Origin of the sequence: Streptomyces sp. SudanB182_2057, assembly GCF_964272715.1 — a bacterium.
Lineage (GTDB): Bacteria > Actinomycetota > Actinomycetes > Streptomycetales > Streptomycetaceae > Streptomyces > Streptomyces rubradiris.
The window spans coordinates 770,336-796,068 of the sequence record NZ_OZ186798.1; the positions used below are offsets into that span (position 1 = coordinate 770,336).

Annotated in this window: 21 protein-coding genes; 14 read left to right on the top strand and 7 right to left on the bottom strand. The window is 73.3% G+C overall.

The annotated features are described in order from the left end of the window. Nucleotide 1: 1 nt before the first annotated feature. On the bottom strand, nt 2–382 hold the full coding sequence (locus tag ACSURM_RS03095) for a hypothetical protein (protein ID WP_436953232.1): 381 nt from the start codon (nt 380–382) through the stop codon (nt 2–4). A gap of 791 nt (nt 383–1,173) precedes the next feature. On the opposite strand from ACSURM_RS03095, the gene ACSURM_RS03100 reads away from it, so the two are divergent. The 3 genes from ACSURM_RS03100 to ACSURM_RS03110 all read left to right on the top strand — a co-directional run bounded on the left by ACSURM_RS03100 (nt 1,174) and on the right by ACSURM_RS03110 (nt 5,154). Further along, a complete protein-coding gene (locus ACSURM_RS03100) occupies nt 1,174–3,345 on the top strand; it encodes a TIM-barrel domain-containing protein (RefSeq protein ID WP_436960901.1) in 2,172 nt (723 codons plus the stop codon). A gap of 180 nt (nt 3,346–3,525) precedes the next feature. Beyond that, the gene (locus tag ACSURM_RS03105; protein WP_436953234.1) at nt 3,526–3,984 is read left to right on the top strand and encodes a hypothetical protein; all 459 of its coding nucleotides are present in this window, start codon (nt 3,526–3,528) and stop codon (nt 3,982–3,984) included. Nucleotides 3,985–4,185: 201 nt separating this feature from the next. Beyond that, on the top strand, nt 4,186–5,154 hold the full coding sequence (locus ACSURM_RS03110) for a hypothetical protein (protein ID WP_436953236.1): 969 nt from the start codon (nt 4,186–4,188) through the stop codon (nt 5,152–5,154). Between the two features lie 203 nt (nt 5,155–5,357). On the opposite strand, the gene ACSURM_RS03115 is transcribed toward ACSURM_RS03110, so the two are convergent. Together ACSURM_RS03115 and ACSURM_RS03120 are read right to left on the bottom strand one after the other, a co-directional pair. Further along, nucleotides 5,358–8,732 (bottom strand): pyruvate carboxylase, encoded by a 3,375-nt coding sequence (locus ACSURM_RS03115; protein ID WP_436953238.1) that lies wholly within the window; start codon nt 8,730–8,732, stop codon nt 5,358–5,360. A gap of 76 nt (nt 8,733–8,808) precedes the next feature. Continuing rightward, nucleotides 8,809–9,660: a hypothetical protein gene (locus ACSURM_RS03120; protein ID WP_436953240.1), complete on the bottom strand. Its 852-nt coding sequence runs from the start codon at nt 9,658–9,660 to the stop codon at nt 8,809–8,811. A gap of 258 nt (nt 9,661–9,918) precedes the next feature. On the opposite strand from ACSURM_RS03120, the gene ACSURM_RS03125 reads away from it, so the two are divergent. The 10 genes from ACSURM_RS03125 to ACSURM_RS03170 all read left to right on the top strand — a co-directional run bounded on the left by ACSURM_RS03125 (nt 9,919) and on the right by ACSURM_RS03170 (nt 20,472). Further along, entirely contained in the window at nt 9,919–11,499 is a 1,581-nt protein-coding gene (locus ACSURM_RS03125) for an ATP-binding protein (RefSeq protein ID WP_436953242.1), read from the top strand. After that, nucleotides 11,496–11,903 (top strand): roadblock/LC7 domain-containing protein, encoded by a 408-nt coding sequence (locus ACSURM_RS03130; protein WP_359043545.1) that lies wholly within the window; start codon nt 11,496–11,498, stop codon nt 11,901–11,903. The genes ACSURM_RS03125 and ACSURM_RS03130 overlap by 4 nt, the downstream gene beginning before the upstream one ends. Further along, nucleotides 11,900–12,262, top strand: coding sequence for a DUF742 domain-containing protein (locus ACSURM_RS03135; RefSeq protein WP_436953244.1), 363 nt, complete (start codon nt 11,900–11,902; stop codon nt 12,260–12,262). Before ACSURM_RS03130 ends, ACSURM_RS03135 begins: the two co-directional genes overlap by 4 nt. Beyond that, nucleotides 12,243–12,905 carry a GTP-binding protein gene (locus ACSURM_RS03140; protein ID WP_436953246.1) on the top strand — a complete coding sequence of 221 codons (663 nt, stop codon included), beginning with the start codon at nt 12,243–12,245 and terminating at the stop codon, nt 12,903–12,905. The genes ACSURM_RS03135 and ACSURM_RS03140 overlap by 20 nt, the downstream gene beginning before the upstream one ends. Further along, nucleotides 12,902–14,113 carry a cytochrome P450 gene (locus tag ACSURM_RS03145; RefSeq protein ID WP_436953248.1) on the top strand — a complete coding sequence of 404 codons (1,212 nt, stop codon included), beginning with the start codon at nt 12,902–12,904 and terminating at the stop codon, nt 14,111–14,113. Before ACSURM_RS03140 ends, ACSURM_RS03145 begins: the two co-directional genes overlap by 4 nt. A gap of 110 nt (nt 14,114–14,223) precedes the next feature. Further along, entirely contained in the window at nt 14,224–15,450 is a 1,227-nt protein-coding gene (locus tag ACSURM_RS03150; protein WP_436953250.1) for a cytochrome P450 family protein, read from the top strand. 383 nt (nt 15,451–15,833) lie between these two features. Beyond that, entirely contained in the window at nt 15,834–17,237 is a 1,404-nt protein-coding gene (locus ACSURM_RS03155; protein ID WP_436953252.1) for a DUF7507 domain-containing protein, read from the top strand. A 279-nt stretch (nt 17,238–17,516) separates the two neighbouring features. After that, a complete protein-coding gene (locus ACSURM_RS03160) occupies nt 17,517–17,792 on the top strand; it encodes a hypothetical protein (RefSeq protein ID WP_436953253.1) in 276 nt (91 codons plus the stop codon). Nucleotides 17,793–17,905: 113 nt separating this feature from the next. Continuing rightward, nucleotides 17,906–18,895: an aldo/keto reductase gene (locus tag ACSURM_RS03165; RefSeq protein WP_436953255.1), complete on the top strand. Its 990-nt coding sequence runs from the start codon at nt 17,906–17,908 to the stop codon at nt 18,893–18,895. Between the two features lie 266 nt (nt 18,896–19,161). Continuing rightward, the gene (locus tag ACSURM_RS03170) at nt 19,162–20,472 is read left to right on the top strand and encodes an MFS transporter (RefSeq protein WP_436953257.1); all 1,311 of its coding nucleotides are present in this window, start codon (nt 19,162–19,164) and stop codon (nt 20,470–20,472) included. 83 nt (nt 20,473–20,555) lie between these two features. On the opposite strand, the gene ACSURM_RS03175 is transcribed toward ACSURM_RS03170, so the two are convergent. The 4 genes from ACSURM_RS03175 to ACSURM_RS03190 form a co-directional block, all read right to left on the bottom strand. Next, on the bottom strand, nt 20,556–21,287 hold the full coding sequence (locus ACSURM_RS03175) for a metallophosphoesterase family protein (protein ID WP_436953259.1): 732 nt from the start codon (nt 21,285–21,287) through the stop codon (nt 20,556–20,558). Further along, on the bottom strand, nt 21,284–21,562 hold the full coding sequence (locus tag ACSURM_RS03180; protein ID WP_436953261.1) for a BON domain-containing protein: 279 nt from the start codon (nt 21,560–21,562) through the stop codon (nt 21,284–21,286). Before ACSURM_RS03180 ends, ACSURM_RS03175 begins: the two co-directional genes overlap by 4 nt. Beyond that, entirely contained in the window at nt 21,559–22,296 is a 738-nt protein-coding gene (locus ACSURM_RS03185; RefSeq protein ID WP_436960903.1) for a hypothetical protein, read from the bottom strand. The genes ACSURM_RS03180 and ACSURM_RS03185 overlap by 4 nt, the downstream gene beginning before the upstream one ends. Nucleotides 22,297–22,762: 466 nt before the next feature. After that, a complete protein-coding gene (locus tag ACSURM_RS03190) occupies nt 22,763–24,313 on the bottom strand; it encodes an APC family permease (protein ID WP_436953263.1) in 1,551 nt (516 codons plus the stop codon). A 250-nt stretch (nt 24,314–24,563) separates the two neighbouring features. On the opposite strand from ACSURM_RS03190, the gene ACSURM_RS03195 reads away from it, so the two are divergent. Then, complete coding sequence (locus ACSURM_RS03195) at nt 24,564–25,703, top strand: PP2C family protein-serine/threonine phosphatase (RefSeq protein ID WP_436953265.1); 1,140 nt, start codon at nt 24,564–24,566, stop codon at nt 25,701–25,703. Nucleotides 25,704–25,733 lie beyond the last annotated feature (30 nt).

Sequence of the window (25,733 nt, forward strand, 5' to 3'; positions counted from 1 at the left end):
GTCAGGAGGTGTGCTTCAGGCGGGGCAGGCAGCCGAACCAGTTCACCGTGTCCTTGTCGGTGGTGTAGCCCATGCACCTGATGCTTCTGTCGTGCAGGGTGCCGGTCCGCTCGACGCCTCCGTCCACGTAGTCGTCCTTCTGGTGCGGCTGTACGAGGGTGTCGAACTCGACGGTGTACCAGGGGTGGTCCTGGTCCGGCACGTCGCAGTGGCGGGCGGTCACGTTACGGCTGGGCCCCTCACTCCATATGGGGCGCTCGGCGCGGTCGCAGTGGGCGCGGCCGGCGGCCTCGGCGGTGCCGGCGCCGGTGCCGAGCAGGGCGGTGGCGCCCGTGGCCACCGCCGCGCCGGCGCCGAGCAGGCGCTTGAGAGCGGAGTTCATCGTGTGGTCCTCCCACCGGCCGCGGTGACGGCCGGAATCGCTGTGTCACCTTGCTGTGATCGTCACACCGGCCCGCGGGTCCGGCCCGTCGGCCGCCTGCCCACTCCCCCGACCCGGTGATCCGCGTCCCGCCAATGCAGCAGGCGGCGGCCCGGTACGGCACTGCGCCACCCGGCATCCACCCCGGTATTGACATGTACCTGCGTCTACCCCGAGGCTTCGTGCGTGAAGTTGCTCGATTGACGCTTGTTTCAAGCGCTTCCGAGCAGCTCCAGTTCAGGACAGTCAATCCGCGAAGGTGCGAGGGGAGCTGTTCCGCCGTGCGAAGACTCCGACATCGTGTGCCATGGCCGGCCTGGGTTCCGCTGGGACTGGCGACCGCCCTGGCCGCGACCGTGCTGTCCGGCCCGGCACCCGCCGAGGCCGCCCCCGCCGCCACCGGCGCCGTACTGGACCCCGCCCACGCCCAGGTCGGCTGGCGCAGCCCGGTCTACGCCAAGGGCACGGGCACCGGCCCCGAGAAGTGCCCCACCGAGGCCGCCGACCCCGACGGCACGGTCTGCCACCGCTTCGACCTCACCGTGTCGGTGCCGGACGGCTACTGGAACGACAACCCCGAGGGCGGCGTCCCGCTGTCCATCAGCTGGGAGCGCCCCTCGGACGACTTCGACCTGTACGTCTACGACGACCACGGCAAGCAGGTGGCCTCCGGCGCGGGCACCGCCGACCCCGAGGCCACGGTGATCCCGCGCGCGTCGGGGACGTACCACGTGCTCGTGGTGCCGTACGACGTGCACGACAACTCCTTCACCGGCACCGCCTATCTGCCCGCGACCACGGACGCCGGCGACCTCACCTCCTTCTCCGGCCGCGACGGCAGCTACACCATCGCCGCCGGCCGGCTGACGGCGCGCGCCGACTTCCTGAAAGACGGTCGGTTACGGCTCCAGGCCGACCCGTCCGGCGCGCTGAGCGATCCGGCCGGCACCGCCATCGTGCGGGAACGGCCCGCGCTCCAGCGCGGCACCTCGTCCTTCGACGCGGGCGGCTACTACGGCATCCGCTCCCCCCGGGCCGTGCTGCGCGTGTACAAGAAGCCGCTGCGGTTCGGGCTGTACCGGCCCGACAACCGCACCCGGATCTGGCAGGAGGACAAGCCGCTGCGCTGGTCGACCGGCGGGATGCGGCAGAGCCTCACGCGCGGCGCGGACGAGCAGTTCTTCGGCGGCGGCGAGCAGAACGGCAGCTTCTCGCACCGCGACCGGACGATGCACGTGGCCAACAGCTTCGACTGGGACGAGGGCGGCTACAACAACTCCCAGCCGTTCTACCTCTCCAGCGCGGGCTACGGCGTCTTCCGCAACACCTTCGCCCCGGGCGTGTACACCTTCGGCTCGCCGGTGACGACCGGTCAGCAGGAACGCCGGTTCGACGCCTACTACTTCCTCGGCGACGCCAAGCAAGTCATCGGCGAGTACACGGCGTTGGTGGGCCGCCCCTTCATGCCGCCGGTGTACGGCCTGGAACCGGGCGACTCCGACTGCTACCTGCACAACGCCAACCGGGGCGAGCGGCACACCCTGGACGCGCTGAAGATCGCCGACGGCTACACCGAGCACCGGATGCCGCTCGGCTGGATGCTGGTCAACGACGGGTACGGCTGCGGGTACGAGAATCTGGAGCAGACCGCCAAGGGCCTTCAGGACCACCACGCCCAGCTCGGCCTGTGGACCGAGGACGGCATCGACAAGCTCGCCGAGCAGGTGAAGGCCGGCCAGCGGGTGGCCAAGCTGGACGTGGCCTGGGTCGGCAACGGCTACAAGTTCGCGCTGGACGCCTGTGACGCCGCCAAGAAGGGCATCGAGGACAACAGCGACGCCCGCGGCTTCGTCTGGCTGCCGGTGTCCTGGGCGGGCGCCCAGCGCTGCGGGGTGCTGTGGAGCGGCGACCAGAAGCTGTCCTGGGACTACATCCGCTGGCAGATCCCCACCTACGCCGGCGCGACGATGTCGGGCATCGCCTACAACACCGGTGACGTCGGCAGCATCTACCGCCACGACGCCGAGATGTACACCCGCGACCTGCAGTGGAAGGCGTTCCTGCCGGCCATCATGACGATGGACGGCTGGGCGACCGACCTCACCACCGGCAAGCCCGCCGACCAGCAGCCCTGGCGGGACGGCGAGCCGTACACCTCGGTCAACCGCACCTACCTCCAGCTCAAGGAGCGGCTGCTGCCGTACATGTACACGCTGTCCGCCGAGGCGGCGAAGACCGGCGTGGGGGCGGTGCGCCCGCTGTGGCTGGAGTACCCCGACGACCCGGCCGCCCTGGGCGAGCGGGCGAAGTACGAGTTCCTGTCCGGCCCCGACTTCCTGGTCGCGCCGGTCTACGAGGACTCCGACACCCGCGACGGCATCTATCTGCCGAAGGGCACCTGGACCGACTACTGGACCGGGCGCACCTACCGGGGGCCGGTCACGCTCGACGGCTACCACGCCCCGCTGGACACCCTGCCGCTGTTCGTGCGCGAGGGCGCGATCGTCCCCATGTGGCCGAAGGGGACGACCAGTTGGCAGACCCGCGACCGGCACGAGCTGGACTGGGACCTGTACCCGGCCGCGCACCGCACCAGCCACTACACGCTGTACGAGGACGACGGCGTGACCCGGGACTTCGCCCGGGGCGCCGCGGCCACGCAGCAGGTGTCGGTGCGCGCCGACGGCCGGGGCACGACCGTGGGCGTCGGCGCGAGCCGGGGCGACTACGCCGGCAAGGTGGACGCCCGGGCGTACCGGTTCACGGTGCACGGCGGCACCGCGCCCGCGCGGGTCCTGCTGGACGGCCGCCCGCTCCCGCGCTCCGCCTGGTCCTACGACCCCGCCACCCGGGTCACGACGGTCACCACGGCCCGCCTGCCGCTCGACCGCGGCTTCTCCCTGCGCCTGGCGGACACGCGGTGACACACCCGGCCGACAGGGGGTGACGTGCCCGCACCCCCCGGAGGGCGGGCCCCGCTCCGGGGTCCCGCCCTCCCGGACATTCCCGGCATACGGTCCGACCTGCGCGACTGGTGCGAACGGCGGGACGGTCGTAGCGTCGGGGTCACGCGTTCGGACCAAGCACGACGGGCGGGAGCGGCGATGCGCGCATCAGTGGCGGGAACGACGGTCACCCTGGCGGCGGGAGCCCTGCTGACGGCTGCCATGACGACGGCCTCGGCCGGTCCGCCGGACTCCGCGCCGCCGCACCGCTCCCGGGCGGACCGGCCCGTCCTGGTCGACTGCCTGTGGCAGCGCACCGTACGCCCCATCGACTTCATCCTGGCCTGCGGCGACGGGAACAGCCGCCTCGCCGGGCTGCGCTGGTCCGAGTGGAGCCCGGGCGGGGCGACCGCCGTGGGCGTGAACGTCGTCAACGACTGCGAGCCGTACTGCGCGGCCGGCACCTTCCACACCTACCCGGTGACCGTCCGGCTCGACGGCGCGCAGCCCTGGAAGGACCACCCGGGCGAGCGGCACTACACCCGGATCAGCCTCACCTACCCGGGCGACCGCCCGGAGGGCTACCAGCGGGTCATGACCTACCCCCTCTGGGACTGACCGCCGGCCCGGGGGCGACGCACCCGCGCCTCCCCGGGCCGCCGCGGCCGGATGCCGCCCGGGTGTGCCTCGTACGGCGCGCCCGGGTGGTCCGCGCGGGCGAACCCGCGGCCCCGGCTCCCGCGGGCGGCGTCCCGTCCACCGTCATGTTGGTGTGGCCCCGCACGCCGGCGCCCCGCGCGCCGACCGAAAAGAGGTCACATGCCCCGACGCCCCCGCCTGACCGGTGCCGCCACGGCCGCGCTCGCACTCGGCCTGGTCGCCGCCGCGCCCGCCACCGAGACCGAGCCGCCCGTCGGCGACGCGCGTGTCGTCGCCCGCTTCGACCCGGCCGCCGGGCAGCGACCCGAGAACATCGCGCTGGAACCGGACGGCTCCGCCGACCTCACCTTCGCCTTCGCCCGTACGGTGGTCCGGGTGGACCCCGACGGGACCCGCACCACCCGTGCCGAGCTGCCCGCGGTCGCCGACCCGCACACCCCACTCGTGGGCGGCGCCGCCGTCACCGGGATCGTCCGCGCCCACGACGGCACCCTGTACGTCAACTACGCCACCGGTACCCGGGCGACCGGCGTCTGGCGGATCTCCCCCGGCGGCGCCCCGGTGCAGATCGCCGCGCTGCCGCCCGACGGGTTCCCCAACGGCCTGGCCCTCGACGGGCGCCGGGGCGTGCTCTACGCCGCCGACTCGGTGCGCGGCACGGTCTGGCGCGTCCCCGCGGCGGGCGGACCGGCCACCGCCTGGGCGCGGCGGACGGAGCTGCGGCCGTCGCGCGCCGGGGGCTTCGGCGCCAACGGCATCAAGGTGCACCGCGGTTCCGTGTGGGTGTCGAACACCGACCGGGGGACGCTGCTGCGCATCCCGGTGGGCGAGGACGGCTCCGCCGGGGCGCCGGAGACCCGGGCGCGCGGGCTCGGCGGCATCGACGACTTCGCCTTCCCCGGCGCCGGCCGCACCGTCCTGGCCGCGCTGAACGGCGGCGACCAGGTGGTGCTGGTCCGGCGCGACGGCGGCCACACCGTGGTCCTCACCGCGGCGGACGGGCTGGCCGGCCCGACCGCCGTCGCCGTACGCGGCCGTACGGTGTACGTGCCCGGCGCCGCCTACCGGACCGAGCGCGACCCGAACCTGCTGCTGGCCCGGCTGCGGTACCACTTCGGCCGCCTGTAGCGGGCCGGGGCGGGCCCCGCGCCCGACGCGGCCGTCGCGCCCGACGCGGCCGTCGCAGCCGTCGCGGCCGTCGCGGCCGGGACGGACCCGGCCACGGCGGGCCTGCGGCGCGGACGCGGGGGCGGCAGACGGCCCGCCGGGTGCCCTGGCGGGCGGTCCGGTGTGGCGGCGGGCGGCGGTCCGGTCGCGCGGGCGCGGGCGGGTCAGACGATCTCCACCAGCAGGTCGCCGCCCTCCACCTGCTGCACGCGGTTGATGGCCGGCCGGGAGACCCGGCCCGCCCTCGGGGCGGTGATCGCGGCCTCCATCTTCATCGCCTCGATGGTGGCGACCGTGGCACCGGCCTCGACCGCGTCGCCCTCGGCGACGGCCAGGGTCACCACACCGGCGAAGGGCGCGGCGACGTGGCCCGGGTTGTTCCGGTCGGCCTTCTCCGTCACCGGGACGTCGGAGGCGGCGGCCCGGTCCCGGACCTGGATGGGCCGCAGCTGGCCGTTGAGCGTGGACATCACGGTGCGCATGCCGCGCTCGTCGGCCTCGCCGATCGCCTGGAGCTCGATCAGCAGCCGGACACCGGGCTCCAGGTCGACGGCGTACTCCTTGCCCGGGCGCAGGCCGTAGAAGAACGCCTTGCTGTCCAGGACGCCGGTGTCGCCGAAGGACTGGCGGTGGGTCTCGAACGCGCGGGCCGGGCCGGGGAACAGCAGCCGGTTGAGGGTCGGCCTGCGGTCCTTGGCCAGCCCCTCGCGGTCCTCGGCGGACAGTTCGGGCGCGGGCTTGGGCGCGGCACGGCCCTGGAGCGCCTTGGTGCGGAACGGCTCCGGCCAGCCGCCGGGCGGGGTGCCCAGCTCGCCGCGCAGGAAGCCGATCACCGAGTCCGGGATGTCGTACGTGCCGGGGTCCGCCTCGAATGCCTCCGGGGCGACCCCGGCGCCCACCAGGTGCAGGGCGAGGTCGCCGACCACCTTGGAGGACGGGGTGACCTTGACCAGGCGGCCGAGGATGCGGTCGGCGGCGGCGTACATCGCCTCGATGTCCTCGAAGCGGTCCCCGAGGCCGAGGGCGACGGCCTGGGTGCGCAGGTTGGACAGCTGGCCGCCGGGGATCTCGTGGTGGTAGACCCGGCCGGTCGGCGAGGCGAGGCCCGCCTCGAACGGGGCGTAGATCCGGCGGACGCCCTCCCAGTACGGCTCCAGGTCGCCGACCGCCTGGAGGTCGAGGCCGGTGGGCCGCTCGGAGTGGTCGGTGGCGGCGACGATCGCGGACAGCGACGGCTGGGAGGTGGTCCCGGCCATGGAGGCCACCGCGCCGTCGACCGCGTCCGCGCCCGCCTGGACCGCGGCGAGGTAGGTGGCGAGCTGGCCGCCCGCGGTGTCGTGGGTGTGCAGGTGCACGGGCAGGCCGAACTCGCGGCGCAGCGCGGAGACCAGCTTGGCGGCGGCCGGGGCGCGCAGCAGGCCCGCCATGTCCTTGACCGCGAGGACGTGGGCGCCGGCCTCGACGATCCGTTCGGCCAGGCGCAGGTAGTAGTCCAGGGTGTAGAGCCGCTCCGCCGGGTCGTTGAGGTCGCCGGTGTAGCAGAGGGCCACCTCGGCGATCGCGGTGCCCGTCTCCCGTACGGCGTCGATGGCGGGGCGCATCTGGCCGACGTCGTTGAGGGCGTCGAAGATGCGGAAGATGTCGATGCCGGTGGCAGCGGCCTCCTGCACGAAGGCGTCGGTGACCTCGGTCGGGTACGGCGTGTAGCCGACGGTGTTGCGGCCGCGCAGCAGCATCTGGAGGCAGATGTTGGGGACGGCCTCGCGCAGGGCGGCCAGCCGCTCCCAGGGGTCCTCGGCGAGGAAGCGCAGCGCCACGTCGTAGGTGGCGCCGCCCCAGCACTCCAGGGAGAGCAGCCCGGGCAGGGTGCGGGCGACGACCGGGGCGACGGCGAGGAGGTCCTTGGTGCGGACCCGGGTGGCCAGCAGGGACTGGTGGGCGTCGCGAAAGGTGGTGTCCGTGACGCCGAGGGCCGGCGACTCGCGCAGGTGCCGGGCGAAGCCCTCGGGGCCGAGGTCCACGAGGAGCTGCCGGGAGCCGGCGGGCGGCTCGCCGGCGGGCAGCGGCGGCAGCTTGGTGAGCGGGTCGGGCAGCTCGGGCCGTTCGCCGTGCGGCTTGTTGACGGTGACGTCGGCGAGGTAGGTGAGCAGCTTGGTGCCGCGGTCGGCGGAGTGCCGGGCGGTCAGCAGGTGCGGGCGCCGCTCGATGAAGGAGGTGGTGACCCGGCCCGCCTGGAAGTCGGGGTCGTCCAGGACCGCCTGGAGGAAGGGGATGTTGGTGGCCACGCCGCGGATGCGGAACTCGGCGACCGCGCGCCGGGCCCGGCCGATGGCGGCCTGGAAGTCGCGGCCCCGGCAGGTGAGTTTGACCAGCATCGAGTCGAAGTGCGCGCTGATCTCCGTACCGGCGTGGGTGGTGCCGCCGTCGAGCCGGATGCCGGAGCCGCCCGGGGAGCGGTAGGCGCTGATCCGGCCGGTGTCCGGGCGGAAGCCGTTGGCGGGGTCCTCAGTGGTGATCCGGCACTGCAGGGCGGCGCCGCGCAGGGTGACGGTGTCCTGGGAGAGCCCCAGGTCGGCGAGGGTCTCGCCGGCGGCGATGCGCAGCTGGGCCTGGACCAGGTCGACGTCGGTGACCTCCTCGGTCACGGTGTGCTCGACCTGGATGCGCGGGTTCATCTCGATGAAGACGTGGTTGCCGTCGCGGTCGAGCAGGAACTCCACCGTGCCGGCGTTGCGGTAGCCGATCTCGCGGGCGAAGCGGACGGCGTCGGCGCAGATCCGGTCGCGCAGATCCGGGTCCAGGTCGGGCGCGGGGGCCAGCTCGATGACCTTCTGGTGGCGGCGCTGGACCGAGCAGTCGCGTTCGAAGAGGTGGATGACGTCGCCCTCGCCGTCGGCGAGGATCTGCACCTCGATGTGGCGGGGCTCTACGACGGCCTTCTCCAGGAAGACCGTCGGGTCGCCGAAGGCGGAGGCGGCCTCGCGGGAGGCGGCCTCGATGGACTCGCGCAGCCGGTCCGGGTCCTCGACGCGGCGCATGCCGCGCCCGCCGCCGCCCGCGACCGCCTTGACGAAGACGGGGAAGCCGATGTCCTCGGCGGCGCGCACCAGTTCGTCCACGTCGGTGGAGGGCGGGCAGGAGCCGAGGACCGGCACGCCGGCGGCGCGGGCGGCGGCGACCGCGCGCGCCTTGTTGCCGGTCAGCTCCAGGATGTCCGCGCCGGGCCCGACGAAGGTGATGCCCGCCTCCGCGCAGGCGCGGGCGAGTTCGGGGTTCTCGGACAGGAAGCCGTAGCCCGGGTAGACGGCGTCGGCGCCCGCCCGGCGGGCGGCGGCCACGATCTCCTCGACGGAGAGGTAGGCCCGCACCGGATGCCCCGGCTCCCCGATCTCGTACGCCTCGTCGGCCTTGAGTCGGTGCAGCGAGTTGCGGTCCTCGTGCGGGAAGACGGCGACGGTACGCGCGCCGAGTTCGTAGCCCGCCCGGAACGCGCGGATCGCGATCTCTCCACGGTTGGCGACCAGCACCTTGCGGAACATCCTGGATTCCCTTCAGCTGCCTGTCGGCGACGAACACCCTGGCCTCGGCCCGCCCTGCCGCCACTCGCCGGAAACCCTAGGGGCTGCCTGTACGGGTCGAGGTGCGAAAACCATCACACCGGCGGGGTGGCCGGGGCCACAAGGGCGCGCCGGGGCCGCCGGTGTCCGAAAGCGGCGGTCCGGCCGGACCGGACCGGCGCCCGAGCCGGGAGCGTACGGCCGTGCGCAGCCGCTCGCCCCGGCCGTGCAGGAACCCGAGGACGACGGCCGCGGCCACGGCGATCAGGTGTTCGCGGCCCGCCAGGTTGGGTGCGGCGACGGACTCCCACACCATCGAGCCGCCGGTCAGTGTGAACACCACGGGGGCGCGCCGGACCACCGCGAGATAGGTGAACAGGCCCACCACGGCCGCGGAGGGGCCGGTGTCGAGCACCTGCCCGGCCTCGGGCGGCAGCCCGAGGCCCCACCAGCCGGGACCCAGGGCGATCATCAGCCGGGCGGTGAGGGTGCCGGCCAGGGTGGTGGTGTAGGCGATGAACAGGGTCCGGGCCCGGCCCAGGGTCAGTTCGGCGAGGGCGAAGGCGAGGAACAGCTGGGTGATGCCCGCCCACACCGGCAGGTCGAGCGCCGGGACGTACAGGGACACGGGGGTGCGCAGCAGGGACAGCCACAGCGGCAGGTCGGCCTGGACGCCGCCGAGCCGTCGTACCCACACCGCTCCGGCGGGGTACTGGGCGATGTCGTGGAAGAGGACGACACCGGACGCGGCGACGAACGCGAGCAGCAGCCCGGACAGTCCGCGCCGCGCGAGCCGCCGTACCGGGTCGACGACGATGCCGTGCCACTCGGTGCCCAGCGTGCGCCCGGCGCACCGGACGAGCCGGGCGAACGTGGTGCGGGGCCGCCGGGTGGGTCCTTCATCGATCACTGGTGACAGTCCAGCGATCCGGGACAGGGCCGTCAAGATCCTTAAGGGGTGGCAAGTACCACCTTGTGAATCAGGTACCGAGAGGCAACCTTCGCCCCCATTGATCCGTCCCCCATTACCGGCATCTCGGCCCGGATGACCGCCGGAAACCCGGATCCCAGGGGTTCTGTTCTTTTCTGATCACGAACTCTCGTATAGTGACCGCGAATTCACCACCTGTGCCATGTCTCCTAGTCGCACGAGGACCAGACCGGACCGATGACCGCGCCCACGCACCCCGGCGACCGACCCTCCCTCCGTACGTTCGTCTCCGCCCTCGCCGTCACCGGTGTGCTGTCGGCGCTCGCGGTCTGCGCGGCCGTGGCGGTGGCACCGGGCGCGGCACGCACCCCGCTCGCCGGCGGCGGGGCCGTGGCGGCGGTCGTCCTCAGCGTGGCGGTGGCCACGGCCGCGCACGCGCGGCGCACCGCGCGCGACACCCGGCAGCGACTGGAGGGCGTCACCCAGGACGTCGGACGGCTGCTCCAGCAGCAGGCCCGTACGACCGAAGAGGCACACCAGGAGCGGCAGCGGCTCGTGGACGAACTGGCCCGGCAGCGCGCGGAGCTGACGGACTCGTTCACCGCCGAACGGGACCGCCTGGTCGCCGAGGGCGCCCGTGAGCTGGACCGGCTCCGGCAGGAGACGGCCCGGCTGGCGGACGAGCTGGAGCAGGCCCGGCGCGAGCGGGCGGCCGCGATCTCCGCGACCTCCAACACCGCCGCCCGGATGCAGGCCCTGGCCACCGCCACGCTCGCCGACCTGCGGGCGATGGAGGAGCGGCACACCGACGAGGACGTGCTGCACGATCTGCTCCACCTCGACCACCGCACCGCCCAGGCCGGCCGGCTCGCGGACTCCATCGCCGTGCTCACCGGGGCGCGTTCGGGGCGCCGGTGGGCGCGGCCGATCAGCATGGAGTCGATCCTGCGCGGTGCGATGGGCCGGATCGCCGGGTACCGGCGGGTGCGGGTGCACTCGACGAGCGAGGCCGCCGTCGCCGGGCACGCCGCCGAGGGCGTGATGCACGCCCTCGCCGAACTCCTCGACAACGCCGCGAACTTCTCGCCGCCCACGGCCGAGGTCCACGTGTACGTGGAGGAGGTGCCGGCCGGGGTCATCGTGTCGGTGGAGGACAGCGGGCTGGTGATGGGCGATGTGCAGCTGCGCCGCGCCGAGCGGGCCGTCGCCGGGGACGTCTCCGGGCTGGGCGGTCTGACCGGCACCCGGCTCGGGCTCGCCGTGGTCGGCCGCCTCTCCCGCAAGCACGGGCTCAAGGTGTCGTTCCGGCCCTCCGCGCGCGGCGGCACGGGCGTACTGATGCTCATCCCGCAGGCCATCCTGACCGGCTCCGCCCCGGCCGAGCCGCCCGCCGCGGCCCCGCCCGCGCAGAGCGTGACCCCCGCGCAGAGCGTGCCGCCCGTACCGGCGCCGCCCGCGCTGGAGGCCGCCCCCATCCACGAGCCGGCCGCGCCGCCGGAGCCGGGCCCGGCCGGGCTGCCCAAGCGGCGCCGGGGCCGGACGCTCGCCGAGGCCGAGCGCGGCCGCTCCGCGTCCGGCGGCGGACCGCGCAGTACGCCGACGGCGGACGAGGGCAAGGCCCGCGCCGCCCGCTTCAGCAGCTTCCGCCAGGCCGTCCGCCCGTCGGCAGCGCCGAGCCCGGCGCCCGCGGCCGGCCCGCCGGAGGAGACACCCCCGGCCTCCCGCACGCCCGACGCGCCTCACGCACCGGCGCCGGACGACCCCACCGACACGCACCCCCACTCGCACACGCACCCGGAAGGCGACACCACTTCATGACCGGCCCGACCACCGCCGACGACAAGCTCACCTGGCTCCTGGAGGGCCTGCTGGAGAGGACCCCGGGTGCCCGGCACGCGCTCGTGCTGTCCCGGGACGGGCTGAAGCTGTGCCGGACGCCGGAGCTGAGCGTCGACCAGGCCGACCAGCTGGCGGCGATCGCCGCCGGCATCCAGTCGCTGTCGCACGGCGCGTCCGTGGAGTTCGGCGACGGCAGCGGCGGGGTGCGCTCGGCGATGACCGAGTTCTACGGCGGTGTGCTGTTCATCGTGGAGGCGGGCTCCGGTGCCCATCTGGCGGTGATCACCACCGAGGACGCGGACGCCGGTGTCGTCGGGCACAACATGAGCGAGCTGGTGGAGCAGCTCGGCACGTACCTGACCGCTCTGCCCCGTACGTCATGAGCGGACCCGGCAGGCACCGCCCGGGCCGCGACGACGCTCCCGACCGGCTGTACACCCTCACCCAGGGACGCAGCCGGTCCGACCCCGACAACCCCTTCGACCTGGTCACCCTCGTGGTCGCCGAGTCGGAGCCGACGGCCGGCATGCAGTCGGAGCACGTGGCGATCCTGAAGCTGGCCCAGTCCCCCACCTCGGTGGTGGAGATCGCGGCCGAGCTGCGGCTGCCCGTGGGCATCACCAAGGTCCTGCTCTCCGATCTGCTGGCGGCGGGCCGGGTCAGCGCCCGGCACCCGCGCCGGCCGGCCATCACCGATCCCGACATCCTGGAGCAGGTGCTCGTTGGACTTCGCAACCTCTGACATGGGGGTCCCCCCGCTCGAGCGGAGCCGAGAGCGGGGGAGCGCCCCGTTGGGTGCCTCCGCCGACCAAGGCTTCAAGATCGTGGTCGTGGGCGGCTTCGGCGTCGGCAAGACCACGCTGGTCCGCTCGGTCAGCGAGATCCGTCCCCTCAACACCGAGGAGACGATGACCCAGGCCGGCGAGGCGATCGACGACATCGCGCAGGTGCGCGGCAAGTCCGCGACCACGGTGGCCTTCGACTTCGGCCGGATCACCCTGGACGCGCGCAATGTGCTGTACCTGTTCGGCGCGCCGGGCCAGGAGCGGTTCTGGTTCCTGTGGGACCGGCTGTTCACCGGCACGCTCGGCGCGGTCGTCCTGGTCGACACCCGGCGGATCGACGACTCCTGGTACGCCATCGACCGGCTGGAGCACCACGGCACGCCGTTCATCGTGGCCTGCAACGACTTCGGCGGTCCGGTGCGGGCCGGGGCGGACGTCCGCGAGGCCCTCGACCTGGATCCGCATGTGCCGCTGGTCGACTGCGACGCCCGCTCCCGGGAGTCGGGCAAGCAGGTGCTGATCACCCTGGTGCAGCATGTGAAGAACCGGTACGCCGACCCGTCCGCGCGGGCGGGCCAGCCCCGACAGGAGTTCGTGTGACCACCCCCGACGCCGTCCCGCTCAGCGGACCCCGGTTCCAGACCGAACCCGCGCGCCTGTACCGGGAGATGCGGCGCGACCACGGCTCCGTGGTGCCGGTGCTGCTCGACGGTGACATCCCGGCCTGGCTGGTGCTCGGCTACCGGGAACTGCACCAGGTCACCGGCGATCCCGTGCTGTTCAGCCGGGACTCGGACCTGTGGAACCAGTGGGAGAACATCCCCGCGGACTGGCCGCTGCTGCCGATGATCGGGCGCAAGCAGCCGTCGATCCTCTACACCGTCGGCGAACGGCACCGGCAGCGCGCGGCGATGGTGAGCAACGCGCTGGAGGCGGTGGACCCGTTCGAGATGCGCGGGCACGCCGAGCGGTTCGCGGACGAGCTGATCGACGCGCTGTGCGCCGCGGGCGAGGCCGATCTGATCGCGCAGTACGCCATGCTGCTGCCGGTGCGGGTCCTGGCCCGGCTGTACGGGTTCTCCGACGAGGACGGCCCCGGGCTGGTCACCGCCCTGAACGACATGATCGACGGCCGGGAGCGGGCGCTGGCCGGGCAGGCGCATCTGGCCGGTTCCATGGCCCGGCTGGTCGCGGAGCGGAGGAAGGAGCCCGCGGACGACGTGGTCTCCCGGATGCTCGCCGACGACAGCGGGTTCAGCGACGAGGAGATCGTCCAGGACCTGATGGTGATGATGGCGGCCGGGCACCAGCCGACCGCGGACTGGATCGGCAACTCGCTCCGGCTGATGCTGACCGACGACCGGTTCGCCGCCTCCCTGTTCGGCGGGCGCAACAGCGTCGCCGAGGCGATGAACGAGGTGCTGTGGGAGGACACGCCCACGCAGAACGTGGCGGGCCGCTGGGCCGCCCGCGACACCCGCCTCGGCGGCCGGGCCGTCCGGGCCGGCGACCTGCTGCTGCTCGGTCTGCAGGGCGCCAACTCCGATCCGCAGGTGCGCACCGACGCCTCGGAGCTGACCGGCGGCAACAACGCGCACTTCTCCTTCGGCCACGGCGAGCACCGCTGCCCGTTCCCCGCGCAGGAGGTCGCCGAGGTGATCGCGCGGACCGGCATCGAGGTGGTGCTGGACCGGCTGCCGGACATCGACCTGGCGGTGCCCGCCGACTCCCTCACCCGGCGGCCCTCGCCCTGGCTGAGAGGGCTGTCCAGACTGCCCGTCCGGTTCAGCCCCGTCCCAGCCCGCTGATCCCGCGTCGCCCCGGCCGGTGCGTCGTGCGGCCGGGGGTCCGGGGGGTGTCCTCCCCGGACCGGCGCCGTACCCGCGCACTAACGACCCTGCCCTGGGAGGCACGTCAGATGACGACCGGTACCGCTGCACCCCGTATCGCCCTGGATCCCTTCGTCACCGATCTGGACGCCGAGAGCGCGGCCCTGCGCGCGGCCGGTCCGCTCGCCGCGGTCGAACTCCCCGGCGGTGTCCCGGTATGGGCCGTCACCCGTCATGCCGAGGCCAAGGCGCTGCTCACCGATCCGCGGCTGGTGAAGGACATCGAGGTGTGGGGGGCCTGGCAGCGCGGTGAGATCCCCGCGGACTGGCCGCTGATCGGCCTGGCGAATCCGGGCCGCTCCATGCTCACAGCCGACGGCGCCGAACACCGCCGGCTGCGCACGCTGGTCGCGCAGGCGCTCACCCCGCGCCGGGTGGAGCGGATGCGGGAGCGGATAGCGAAGCTCACCCAGGACCTGCTGGACGCGCTGCCCGCGGACGGCCGGGCCGTCGACCTGAAGTCGGCCTTCGCCTATCCGCTGCCCATGTACGTGATCGCCGACCTGATGGGGATCGAGGAGGCGCGGCTGCCCCGGCTGAAGGTGCTGTTCGAGAAGTTCTTCTCCACCCAGACCCCGCCGGAGGAGGTCGGCGCGACCCTCGCCGAGCTGGCGGGGATCATGGCCGAGACGGTGGCGGCGAAGCGGGCCGAACCGGGCGACGATCTGACCAGCGCGCTGATCCTCGCGGCGGAGGACGGCGACCGGCTCACGGACGAGGAGATCGTCTCCACGCTCCAGCTGATGGTGGCGGCGGGCCACGAGACGACGATCTCGCTGATCGTCAACGCCGTCGTCAACCTCTCCACCCACCCCGAGCAGCGCGCCCTGGTGCTGTCCGGGCGGGCCGACTGGTCGGCGGTGATCGAGGAGACGCTGCGCTACTCCACGCCGACCTCGCACGTCCTGATCCGGTTCGCGACCGAGGACGTGCCGGTCGGCGACCAGGTGATCCCGGCCGGGGACGCGCTGATCGTGTCGTACGGCGCGATCGGGCGCGACGAGAACGCGCACGGCCCGACCGCGGGCAGCTTCGACATCACCCGTGAGACGCGCAACCGGCACATCTCCTTCGGTCACGGCCCGCACGTCTGCCCCGGCGCCGCGCTGTCCCGGCTGGAGGCGGGCATCGCCCTGCCCGCGCTCTACGCCCGGTTCCCGGGCCTGGACCTGGCGGTGCCGGCGAGCGAGCTGCGCAACAAGCCGGTGGTCACCCAGAACGACCTCTTCGAACTGCCTGTACGACTCAACCCCTAGCGCACCGGCTCAGCGCCCTCGGCGCACGGCAGTGGTGCCGTGCGCCGAGGGCGTCAACTTCACGCCCCCCGATTCATCCTGGGAAAGGGTGAGCGGCATGGAGGTGTGCGGGCGTTTTCGGCCACGGCTGAGCTGGCGTTTGGTGTCACGTATACGTGGGTGGCTGAAGTGGCACGGTCCCGGCGGCGACGGGTGTCCGGGTGAAAGCGGCGTCGATGGACGGCGGTTGAAACCCACTGCACCAGGTTGGCGAGAGCCGTTCGGCCGTCTCTTCCCGAGGTCACGCGGATGCGCTGCCCTGACTGGGCATTCGGGCGTCGCCGCCGGCGCGTACGCGGCCGGTCGGGACGCACTCCAGCAACGCCGACGCAAGGGGAAGACCCATGACCACACCTCCCACCGCTCCGCTCCGGGTCGTGCTCGTCAACGGCAGCTTCGAGCAGCCTCCCGTCGCCGATATGGCGATCCTGCCGGACGCCTCGCAGACCCAGGCACCCACACGGGTCCCGGGCTGGCTCACCACCGCGTCCGACCACATGATCGAGATCTGGCGGTCGGGCTTCAACGGCGTGCCGTCGGCCGACGGTTCCCAGTTCGCCGAGCTGAACGCCAACGAGGTCTCCACGCTCTACCAGGACCTGCCGACCACGCCCGGGTCCACCCTCTACTGGCGGCTCTACCACCGTGGCCGGCTGGGGCAGGACACCATGGCCCTGGACATCGGCGCGCCGGGCTCACCGGTGGAACAGCAACGCTTCACCGACGGCACCACCGCCTGGGGTCACTACACCGGCACCTACACCGTCCCGGCGGGACAGACCACGACGCGCTTCTCGTTCCGGTCCGTCTCCGCGGCCGGCGGCAACCGCAGCGTCGGCAACTTCCTCGACGGCATCTTCTTCGGCACCGCTCCGTTCGTGGAGCTGACCAAGTCCGCCATCCCGGCAGGGCCGTTGGAGGTGGGTGACGTCATCACCTACCGCGTCACCGCGAAGAACGAGGGCGGCGGCGCGGCGGAGAACCTGGTGCTGAGCGACGACATCCCGGAGGGCACGACGTACGTCCCCGGGTCCCTGCGCATCGTCGACGGCCCGAACGCGGGCCCCAAGACCGACGAACAGGGTGATGACGAGGCGTACTTCGACGAGGAGACGAACAGGGTCGTCTTCCACCTGGGCACCGGCGCGTCCGCCGGGCAGGGCGGCAGCCTGCCCAATACCGAGACGCTCCCGGCGGGCACCACGGTGGAGTACCGGGTGGTCATCGACCGGTCCGCCGGCGGCACGCGGATCAGCAACGCCGCCACCGCCGCCTACGAGAACCGGCTGGGCGACACCCCGGAGCCGCTGACCGCCACATCCAATGAGGAGATCACCGAGGTCCTTCCGGCGGCCGACCTGAACGTGACGAAGGCGGCCGACGCGACCACGGTGACCGTCGGCCAGACCGTGACGTACCGCATCACCGTCCGCAACTCCGGCCCGAACCAGGCCACCGGCGTCGTCGTCACCGACGAACTCCCCTACGGCCTCGCCTTCCTGTCCGCCGACAGCGCGTCCGGAACGTACGACCCGGCGACCGGCGAATGGGCGGTCGGCGAGGTACCCGACGGCGCCACCGCGACCCTCGTCCTGCGCGCCAAGGCCACGGAGGCGGGACCGCTCACCAACACCGCCACCGTGACCGGCAACGAGACCGAGCCGGACACCTCCGACAACACCGACTCCGTCACCATCTGCGTCGAACCGGCCCCGTCCTGCTGCGCCCCGTGCGGGGCGCGCGAGTGACGACCGACACCGCGTGAAGCACACCGGCAGGGCCCCGGAACCGTCCCGAACGGCACCGGGGCCCTGCCGTGCGCGCGGTCACCGCTTGACACGGTTGCGCACGGCCAGGACCGCCGGATCGCGGAGACGGGCTCGGTCACTCGGGAAGGGCGACTCTCCGAAGGTCAACCTCTGGAGTGAATTCCGGCAGCCGTACGCATGTCGTTCGCCCGGACGGCGCATGGGGCAAGTAGAAGCCGCGCCGAACGGCGGCACGGCAGCGAGACATCGGAGAGACACATGAGTACTCCTCCCGGTAGCGACGTCGCCAGTCTCCTCAGCGGCCTCCTCGGACCCGACGGTTCCAGCGGCCTCCTCGGCGGACTCCTCGGCCCCGGGGAGCCCGTCGGCCTCGCCCGGTCCCCCGGTTTGCTCCCCTCCGTCGCCAACGGCGCCGGTGAGCCCATCACCCAGGAGCTGGCCGACCAGGCACGGGAACTCGAAGACCAGGCGGAGCGGATCAGGCAGCAGGCGCTGGAGATCAGGGACCGGCTGCCCGACTTCCCCGGGAGCTGACCCGCGAGCCGTGCCCCCCGCCACCCGCATGCCGGGTCCGTCTTGACTTCGAGTGCGCTTCAGCTCGTAGCGTCGCCGGTGAGATGACAACCCACCGTACGAAAGGGACTCCCATGCGCAAGCGCAGTCTGCGGGATCTTCAGGTGTCGGCCGTCGGGCTCGGATGCATGGGGATGTCCGTCTTCTACGGCTCCGCCGACCGCGCGGAGGGGATCGCGACCATCCGGCGGGCCCTGGACCTCGGGATCGACTTCCTGGACACCGCGCAGCTGTACGGCCCGCTCACCAACGAGTCGCTGGTCGGCGAGGCGGTCAAGGGACGCCGGGACGAGTATGTGATCGCCACGAAGTTCAGCTACCGGATGGACGGCGCCGTGCCCGGCGACATGAGCACCATCGGCGCGCAGGACGGCTCGGCCGAGCATGTCCGCAGCTCGGTGGAGGGCTCGTTGCGCCGCCTGGGCACCGACCACATCGACCTGTACTACCAGCACCGCGTCGACCCGAACGTGCCCATCGAGGAGACGGCCGGCGCGCTCGGCGAGCTGGTCGCCGAGGGCAAGGTGCGGTACATCGGGCTGAGCGAGGCGAGCGCGGAGACCATCCGGCGCGCCCACGCCGTGCACCCGGTCACCGCCGTGCAGAGCGAGTACTCGCTGTGGTCGCGGGACGTGGAGGCCGAGGTGCTGCCCGCGTGCCGGGAACTGGGCATCGGTTTCGTGCCGTATTCGCCGCTCGGCCGGGGCTTCCTCGCGGGCCGCTTCGCCTCGCCCGAGGAGCTGGACCAGAACGACTACCGCCGTACGAGCCCGCGCTTCACGGACGCCAATCTGGCGGCGAACCTGCGGCTCGCGGAGAAGGTCAAGGAGATCGCCGCCGAGAAGGGCGTGACCCCGGCCCAGCTGGCCATCGCCTGGGTGCTGGCCCAGGGCGAGGACCTGGTGCCGATCCCGGGCACCAAGCGCCGCACCTACCTGGAGCAGAACGTCGCCGCGACCGCTGTCGAGCTGACCGCGCGGGACCTGGCCCGGATCGACGCCGAGCTGCCCGAGCCGGCGGGCGAGCGGTACGACGAGGCGGGGATGCGCGCCATCAATCTGTAGGCGGGCGCCCTGATGGGCGGGCAACGTGTGGATGTGCCTGTGAGGAACCCCACGCGGCTGGTGACGGGCCTGCTAGGAGGGCGTTTTCCCGGTTCCGCGGGCCCGTTGCGCGCCCGGTGTGGCGACGACTGGGGCGTCCCGTCTGCCACCATGGTCGGCGCCCTGACCAGGCGGCCCGGCCGAGCGACGCAGCCGGCCCGACGGACCCCGCCGGTCTCTCCCGACCCCTGGTTGTCGAGTACCCCGCCGTGCCCTCTGCCTCTGCCGTGTCCACTCCCGCCCCCGCCCCGGCCTCCCGTTCCCCGTGGCGCTCCCTGCGCCACCGCGGCATGCGCTGGTGGTCGGTGGCCAACTTCGTCTCCAACGCCGGTACGTGGATGCAGCTCACCGTGCAGAACCTGCTCGTGCTGCACATCACGGGCTCGGCCGCCGCGACCGGTCTGTCGATGTCCGTCCAGGCGGCCCCCGCGCTGCTGGTGAGCCTGCTCGGCGGCGCGGCCGTGGACCGCTGGCCCCGCAAGGTGACGGTCGCCGTCAGTCAGACGCTGCTCGGCGCGGTCGCCTTCACCACGGCGCTGCTCGTGGCGCTGGACCGGATCGACATGACGGCGCTGCTGGTGCTGGCCGCCGTCACCGGCGTCATCGCCACCGTCGACGGGCCGGCCTGTGCCCTGCTCGGCAACGATCTCGTGCCCGTGGCGGACGTGCCGTCGGCGATCGGGGTGGGCGCACTGGTCCACAGCGCGGGCCGGCTGGTCGGAACCGCCCTGGCCGGGGTCGCCGTCGGCTTCCTCGGTACGGCCTCCGCGTACGCCGCCAACGGGCTGTCGTTCCTGTTCGTGGCCTCGGTGGTGCCGTTCCTGCGGCCGGCCGCCGGGGCCGCCGAGCCGGCGGCGGCCGGGTCGCGGGAGGCACCGGCCCGTACGGAGATGGGGGTGCGCGAGGGCCTGGCCTTCTTCGTGCGCAGCCCCCGGCTGGTCGCCCTCGCGGGCATCACGGGTCTCAGCTCCGTCTTCGGCCGCAACTACGGTCTGACCCTCGCCGTCCTGGTCACCGGGCCGCTCGCGGGCGGCGCCGGGGCGTTCGGCACCGTGTCCACCGTGCTGGCCGTCGGCGGCATCATCGGCGCGGTCCTCGGCGCCCGGCTGCGCAAGCCGTCCGTGCGGACCGTGGGCCTGCTCGCGGCGGCCGGCGCGCTGCTCCAGGTGGTGGCCGGTCTGTCGCCGTCGCTCGCGGTGCTGCTGGTGCTGGTGCTGCCGATGGCGGTCGTGGAGTCCGTCTCCGACACCGCGGGTACCGCCGTGCTCCAGACCGACCCGCCGCCGCGTCTGCGCGGCCGGGTGCTCGGGGTGTGGAGCAGCATCGGCACGGTGTGGAGCCTCGGCGGACCGCCGCTGCTGGGTCTGCTGATGGAGTGGGCCGGGGCGCGCGGCGCCCTGGTGGCGGGCGGTCTGCTGATCGCCGGATCGATCGGCGCGGGCCTGCTGGTGCGCCGCCGGGGCGGGCCGGTGCCGGTGCCGCTGGCCGCCAAGGACGGCGACGTGACCGGCCGCGAGGCCCTGGGCACGGCGGCCTGACGGGCCCGGTCCGGGACGGACCGGCCGCCGGAGCGGGCAGCCGCGCCCCACATGGGCCGCCGCGCCCCGGCGGCCGCCCCGCGTCAGGCCCCCGTACCCGGCAGGTGGTACACGTGGAACGCCTGCCCGATCACCGGCTGGGCCACATTGCGCACGCGTACCCCGCCGGTGGTCATGCCGTGCTCGGTGCCGGCGTGGGCGTGGCCGTGCACCGCGAGGTCGGCGCCCGCCGTGTCGATCGCCTCGGCGAGCAGATAGCTGCCGAGGAACGGGTAGATCTCCAGCGGCTCCCCGGCCAGGGTGTCCGGCACCGGGGAGAAGTGGGTCAGCGCGATCCGTACGTCGCAGTCCTGCTCCTCCAGCTCCTTCAGGGCGCCGTGCAGGCCGTCGGCGCACCGGCGGGAGTAGCGGACGAACTCCTTCATGAGGGGTTCGCCGAACTCCCCGGCGCAGCGGCCGACGAAGCCGCCGCCGAAGCCCTTGGTCCCGGCGACCCCGATCCGGGCGCCGTCGGCGGTGACGACGGCGGCCTCTCCTTCGAGGACGTGGGCGCCGGCGTCCCGGAGGATCTCGGTGACCTCCTCGGGCCGTTCGTCGTGGTGGTCGTGGTTGCCGAGCACGGCGACGACGGGCACCCCGAGGTCCTTGATCTCGCGGGCCACGACCGCGGCCTCCTCCGGGGTGCCGTGCCGGGTGAGGTCGCCGGCGAGCAGCAGCACGTCGGCGCACCCGGGCAGGGTCTCGAAGGCGGAGCGCAGCGTGCCCTGGCTCTCGGGGCCCATGTGAATGTCCCCGACGGCCGCGACGCGGATCATGTCAGGTCCTCTCCGTGGTCGGGCGAGGAGGTCCCGGCGATGAGCAGGTCGCTGTGGACGGGATGCCCCGCCAGTTCCTCGCGGGCCATGCGCAGGATGTCGTCCCGGCACTGGGTGGACGGCACGGTGCCGGTGAGCAGGACGACGTCGCCGCGCAGTTCGAGTCGTACCCCGAGTTCCCCCAGCTCTCCCGAGGCGAGGTGTTCGGCGAGGTGGGCGACGCGGTAGTCCAGGTTCCCGGGCGCCGACGGGGGCGGCGGGCTCGTGTCGGTCATGGCCGGCCCTCCTGGGCGTCGATCACGTTCAGCCGTTCGAGGAGGAAGAGGAAGGCGGCGGGCATGGGCTCGGCACCGCAGGCCGCGCGGACCGCTTCCCAGTCGACCTTCTCGCGCACGGCGCGGGCCACCGGCAGGACGGAGCCGAAGTCGCAGTAGTGCTCGGAGAAGGCGCTGATCAGGCTCTGGATCAGGTCGGTCGGGCTGAGGACGGGCATGAGCACCGAGTCCACCGGCAGGGTGTGGGCCCGGTCGAGCATCTCGCGGGTGACGGGCTGGTGGGCCAGCGAGAAGATGATGTCGACGTTCTGCCCGTGGCAGGTGGTCTTGATCAGCCAGTCCTCCGGCGGGACCCGTACGCCGAGTCCGGCCTCCCGCAGGGTGGCGGCCACCGCCTCGGCGTCCTCCGGGCGGATGGCGAAGTCGGCGTCGTGCTGGAGGTAGCGGCTGCCGCCGTGGGCGTAGACCGCCACGCTTCCGGCGAGCGCGAAGGGATGGCCGGCGCGTTTGAGGAGGGCGCCGATCTGCTTGGCGGCCTCCAGGATCGCCTGGCTGCGGTCCTGCGGCAGCTCCGCCGGATCCGGGCCGGACACGGGCGGCGGCTCGGCCGCCTCCGGAACGGGCTCGGGCCGCGGCTCCGACCGGCCGGGGGTCGCCCCGGGCTGCGGCGCCGCGGGATCCGAGGCCGGCGCGGGCCGGGGCCCGTTGCGGCTCGGAGGCGGCGCGGACGGCAGTTCCGTGGGATCCGTGGCCGATGCGGCCCTCGGTTCGGTGGGATCGGAAGCGGAAGCGAGCTTCGGCCGCACCGGTCCTGTCGAACCCGTCGGATCCGTCGGCTCGGAAGCGTAGGCGAACCCTGGCCCCACCGTTCCCGTTGGCTCCATCGGCTCCATCGACTCCATCGGGCTCCTCGGCCCCGTCGAGTCCATCGACTCGGAGGCGAGAGCGGCTCCCGACCCCGTCGGCCCCGGAACCGGGGTCTCCCGCGGCTCCGAAGGCCCGGAAGCGGGCGTCGGTCGCGGCCCGCCGGTGGCGAGCCGGAGTTCGGTGACCTCCGCTCGCCGCAGGGGCGCGGTGTCCTCCCCGTCGTGCGTCATGACCTCTCCATTCGGCACCCTTGCACCCCGAGCGGCCGGATCGGCCCGGGGGTCGTACGGGTACCCGGGGCGCCGCCTCCGACACGGCACCCGAAGGAGTGGTTCAGTCCTCCACGACGAGCGCCGGGGTGCCGGCGGTGAGGACCCGGCCGCGGAAGAAGGCCGGGTCGCGGCGCCGCATCACCAGCATGATCACCGCGCCGAGGAGCAGCAGGCCGACCCCGATGACGAAGACGGAGCCGACGCCGAGGACGGCGGAGCCGCTGCCGTAGGCCGGGTCCCACATGTCGTACAGCGTCTTGCCGAACACGGCGGTGAGCAGGATGCCGCCGAGGACCGGGAAGAAGCCCTTGAAGAGGGCGTCGCGGGCGGAGCGGGTGAGGTCGCGGCGGAAGTACCAGGCGCAGGCGAACGCGGTGAGCGCGTAGTAGAAGCAGATCATCAGGCCGAGGGCGTAGATGGTGTCGACCAGGACGTGCTCGCTGAGCAGCGACATCACCGCGTAGAAGACGCCGGTGGCCACGCCGGCGGTGACGGTGGCCCGGCCGGGGGTGCGGAACCGCTCGTGGACGCGGGCGTAGGACGGGGGCAGGGCCTGGTACGTCGACATGGCGAGCACCGTGCGGGCGACCGGGATGAAGGTGGTCTGGAGGCTGGCGACGGCCGAGGCGAGGACGGCGGCGAAGAGCAGGATGCCGCAGAGGCGGCCCATGACCGGGCCGGCCAGGGCGGCGAAGACGTTGTCGGAGGTGTCCGGGTTGGCCAGGCCCAGGCCGTGGGTGCCGGAGCCGACGGCCATCTGGGCGGCGACTCCGGTGACGAGGTAGGAGCCGACCAGCACGACCATGGCGATCAGGGCGGCCCGGCCCGGTGTCTTCTCGCTGCCGACGGTCTCCTCGTTGGCGGTCAGGCAGGTGTCCCAGCCCCAGTACATGAAGATCGACAGGGACAGTCCGGCGCTGAAGGAGGCGAAGGAGTCCACCGCGAAGGGGTTGAGCCAGGACCAGGAGAAGTCGGTGTGTCCGGGGAAGGCGCCGGTGCGGGCCTTGTCCAGGGCCAGGACGACGAAAAGGGCGAGCACCACGAGCTGGAGTCCTACCAGCGCGTACTGCACGCCCTTCGTGGTGGTCATGCCCCGGTAGCTGACCGCGGTGGCGGCGGCGATCAGGGCCAGACACGTGATGATGTGCACGGCCTTGTCGCCGTCGAGGTCCGCCACCGCGTCGCTGCCGGTGACCTCTCCGGCCAGCAGCCAGAAGTAGGTGGTGGCGACGCCGGCGAGGTTGGACAGCACGATCACGGTCGCGATGACCAGTCCCCAGCCGCACATCCAGCCGACGTGCGGGCCGAACGCCTTGACGGTCCAGGTGAAGGAGGTGCCGCAGTCGGGCACCGCCTTGTTCAGCTCCCGGTAGGCGAAGGCCACCAGCAGCATCGGCAGGAAGCCGGCGAGGAAGACGGCCGGCATGTGCAGGCCGACCTCGCCGGCGGTGGAGCCGAGCGTGGAGGTGAGGCAGTAGACCGGTGCCACGGTGGACAGGCCGATGACCGCGCTGCCCAGCAGGCCGATGGAATTTCCGCCGAGGCCCTTGCCCCGTACTCCGTCGCCGGGTGCCGTGTCGTGGGCGTCCGGCCTCATCGCCGTCTGTGTCATGACACAGGACGCTAAATGCTGCGATTTCGGTTGAGGGTGGTTCAGATCACCCGTCAAGCACCTTTATTTCCCAGGCCAAATCGGCAAACCAGCCGGTATTTGAACGGGGAATGACGCTAGCCGATCCGCTTCATGAAGGCAAAGCGATCGGCGTCCACTATTCGGGAACCGAAGAGCCACCCGGAATGTCCGATTCCAAATCCGCCGGTGTGACGTGCGTCTCAGGCACCCCGGGCGCACGCTGGGAGGCATGGCATCCCGGCTCGGTCGCGCGCGACCGCGGCAGCCGTGGCAGTCGGCCCGCGCGCTGCTGGTACTGCCCGTCGCGCTCATCGTGGTGATCACCGTCGTGGACCTGCACGCCCCCCACGACGTGCACCTCGGACCGGCCCTGGTGATCGCCCCCGCGCTCACCCCCTCCTTCGCCGGCCCCCGCACCACCGCGGCGGTCGGCGCCCTCGCGGTGGCCGCCCAGGTCTTCCTCGGCGTCACCCACGGCGGGCTCGGCACCACGAACCACATCGTCCAGATCATCACCCTGACCGTCCTGGTCGTGCTCACCGTCCTCTACAGCGCCCTGCGGATGCGCCGGCAGGCCCAGCTGGCCCGGGTCCGCACGGTCGCCGAGGCCGCGCAGCAGGTGCTGATGTGGCCGCTGCCCGAGCGGATCGGCGCGGTGCGCATCGCCTCCCTGTACCTGGCCGCCGAGGACGAGGCGCAGATCGGCGGCGACCTGTACGCGGCGGCCCGCTGCGACGACGGCGTACGCGTGCTGATCGGGGACGTCCGCGGCAAGGGGCTGCCCGCCATCGGGGAGGCGGCGCTGCTGCTCGGCGCCTTCCGGGAGAGCGCGCACCGGCGCGTCCCGCTGACGGAACTCGCCGCCACGCTGGACCAGAGCATCACCCGCTACGCCGCCGAGCTGGACCGCCCGGAGGAGGAGGGCGAACGGTTCGCCACCGCGCTGCTCGTGGAGATCCCGGACCACGACGCGGTGACCCGGATGACCAGCTGCGGCCATCCGCCGCCGCTGCTGCTGGGCCCCGGCCACGTCGTCACGGCCCCGAGCCTGCACCCCTCGCCGCCGCTCGGGGTGCAGTACGGCGTCGGGCACACGCTGGACGTGTTCTCCTTCGCGCCGGGCGACACGCTGCTGCTGTACACCGACGGGGTGGTGGAGGCCCGGGACGAGCGGGGGCGGTTCTATCCGCTCGCCGACCGGGTGGCGCGGTGGACCGGGGACAGCCCGGAGGCGCTGACGCACCATCTGCGGCGCGATCTGCTCGCCCACGCCGGGGGCCGGCTCGGCGACGACGCCGCGCTCATCGCCGTACACCGCACCACCGCCGTACACCGCACCACCGCCGAACGCCGCCGCCACCACGGGTGAGCGTCCGGGGCGCCTCCCCGGACCGAACGG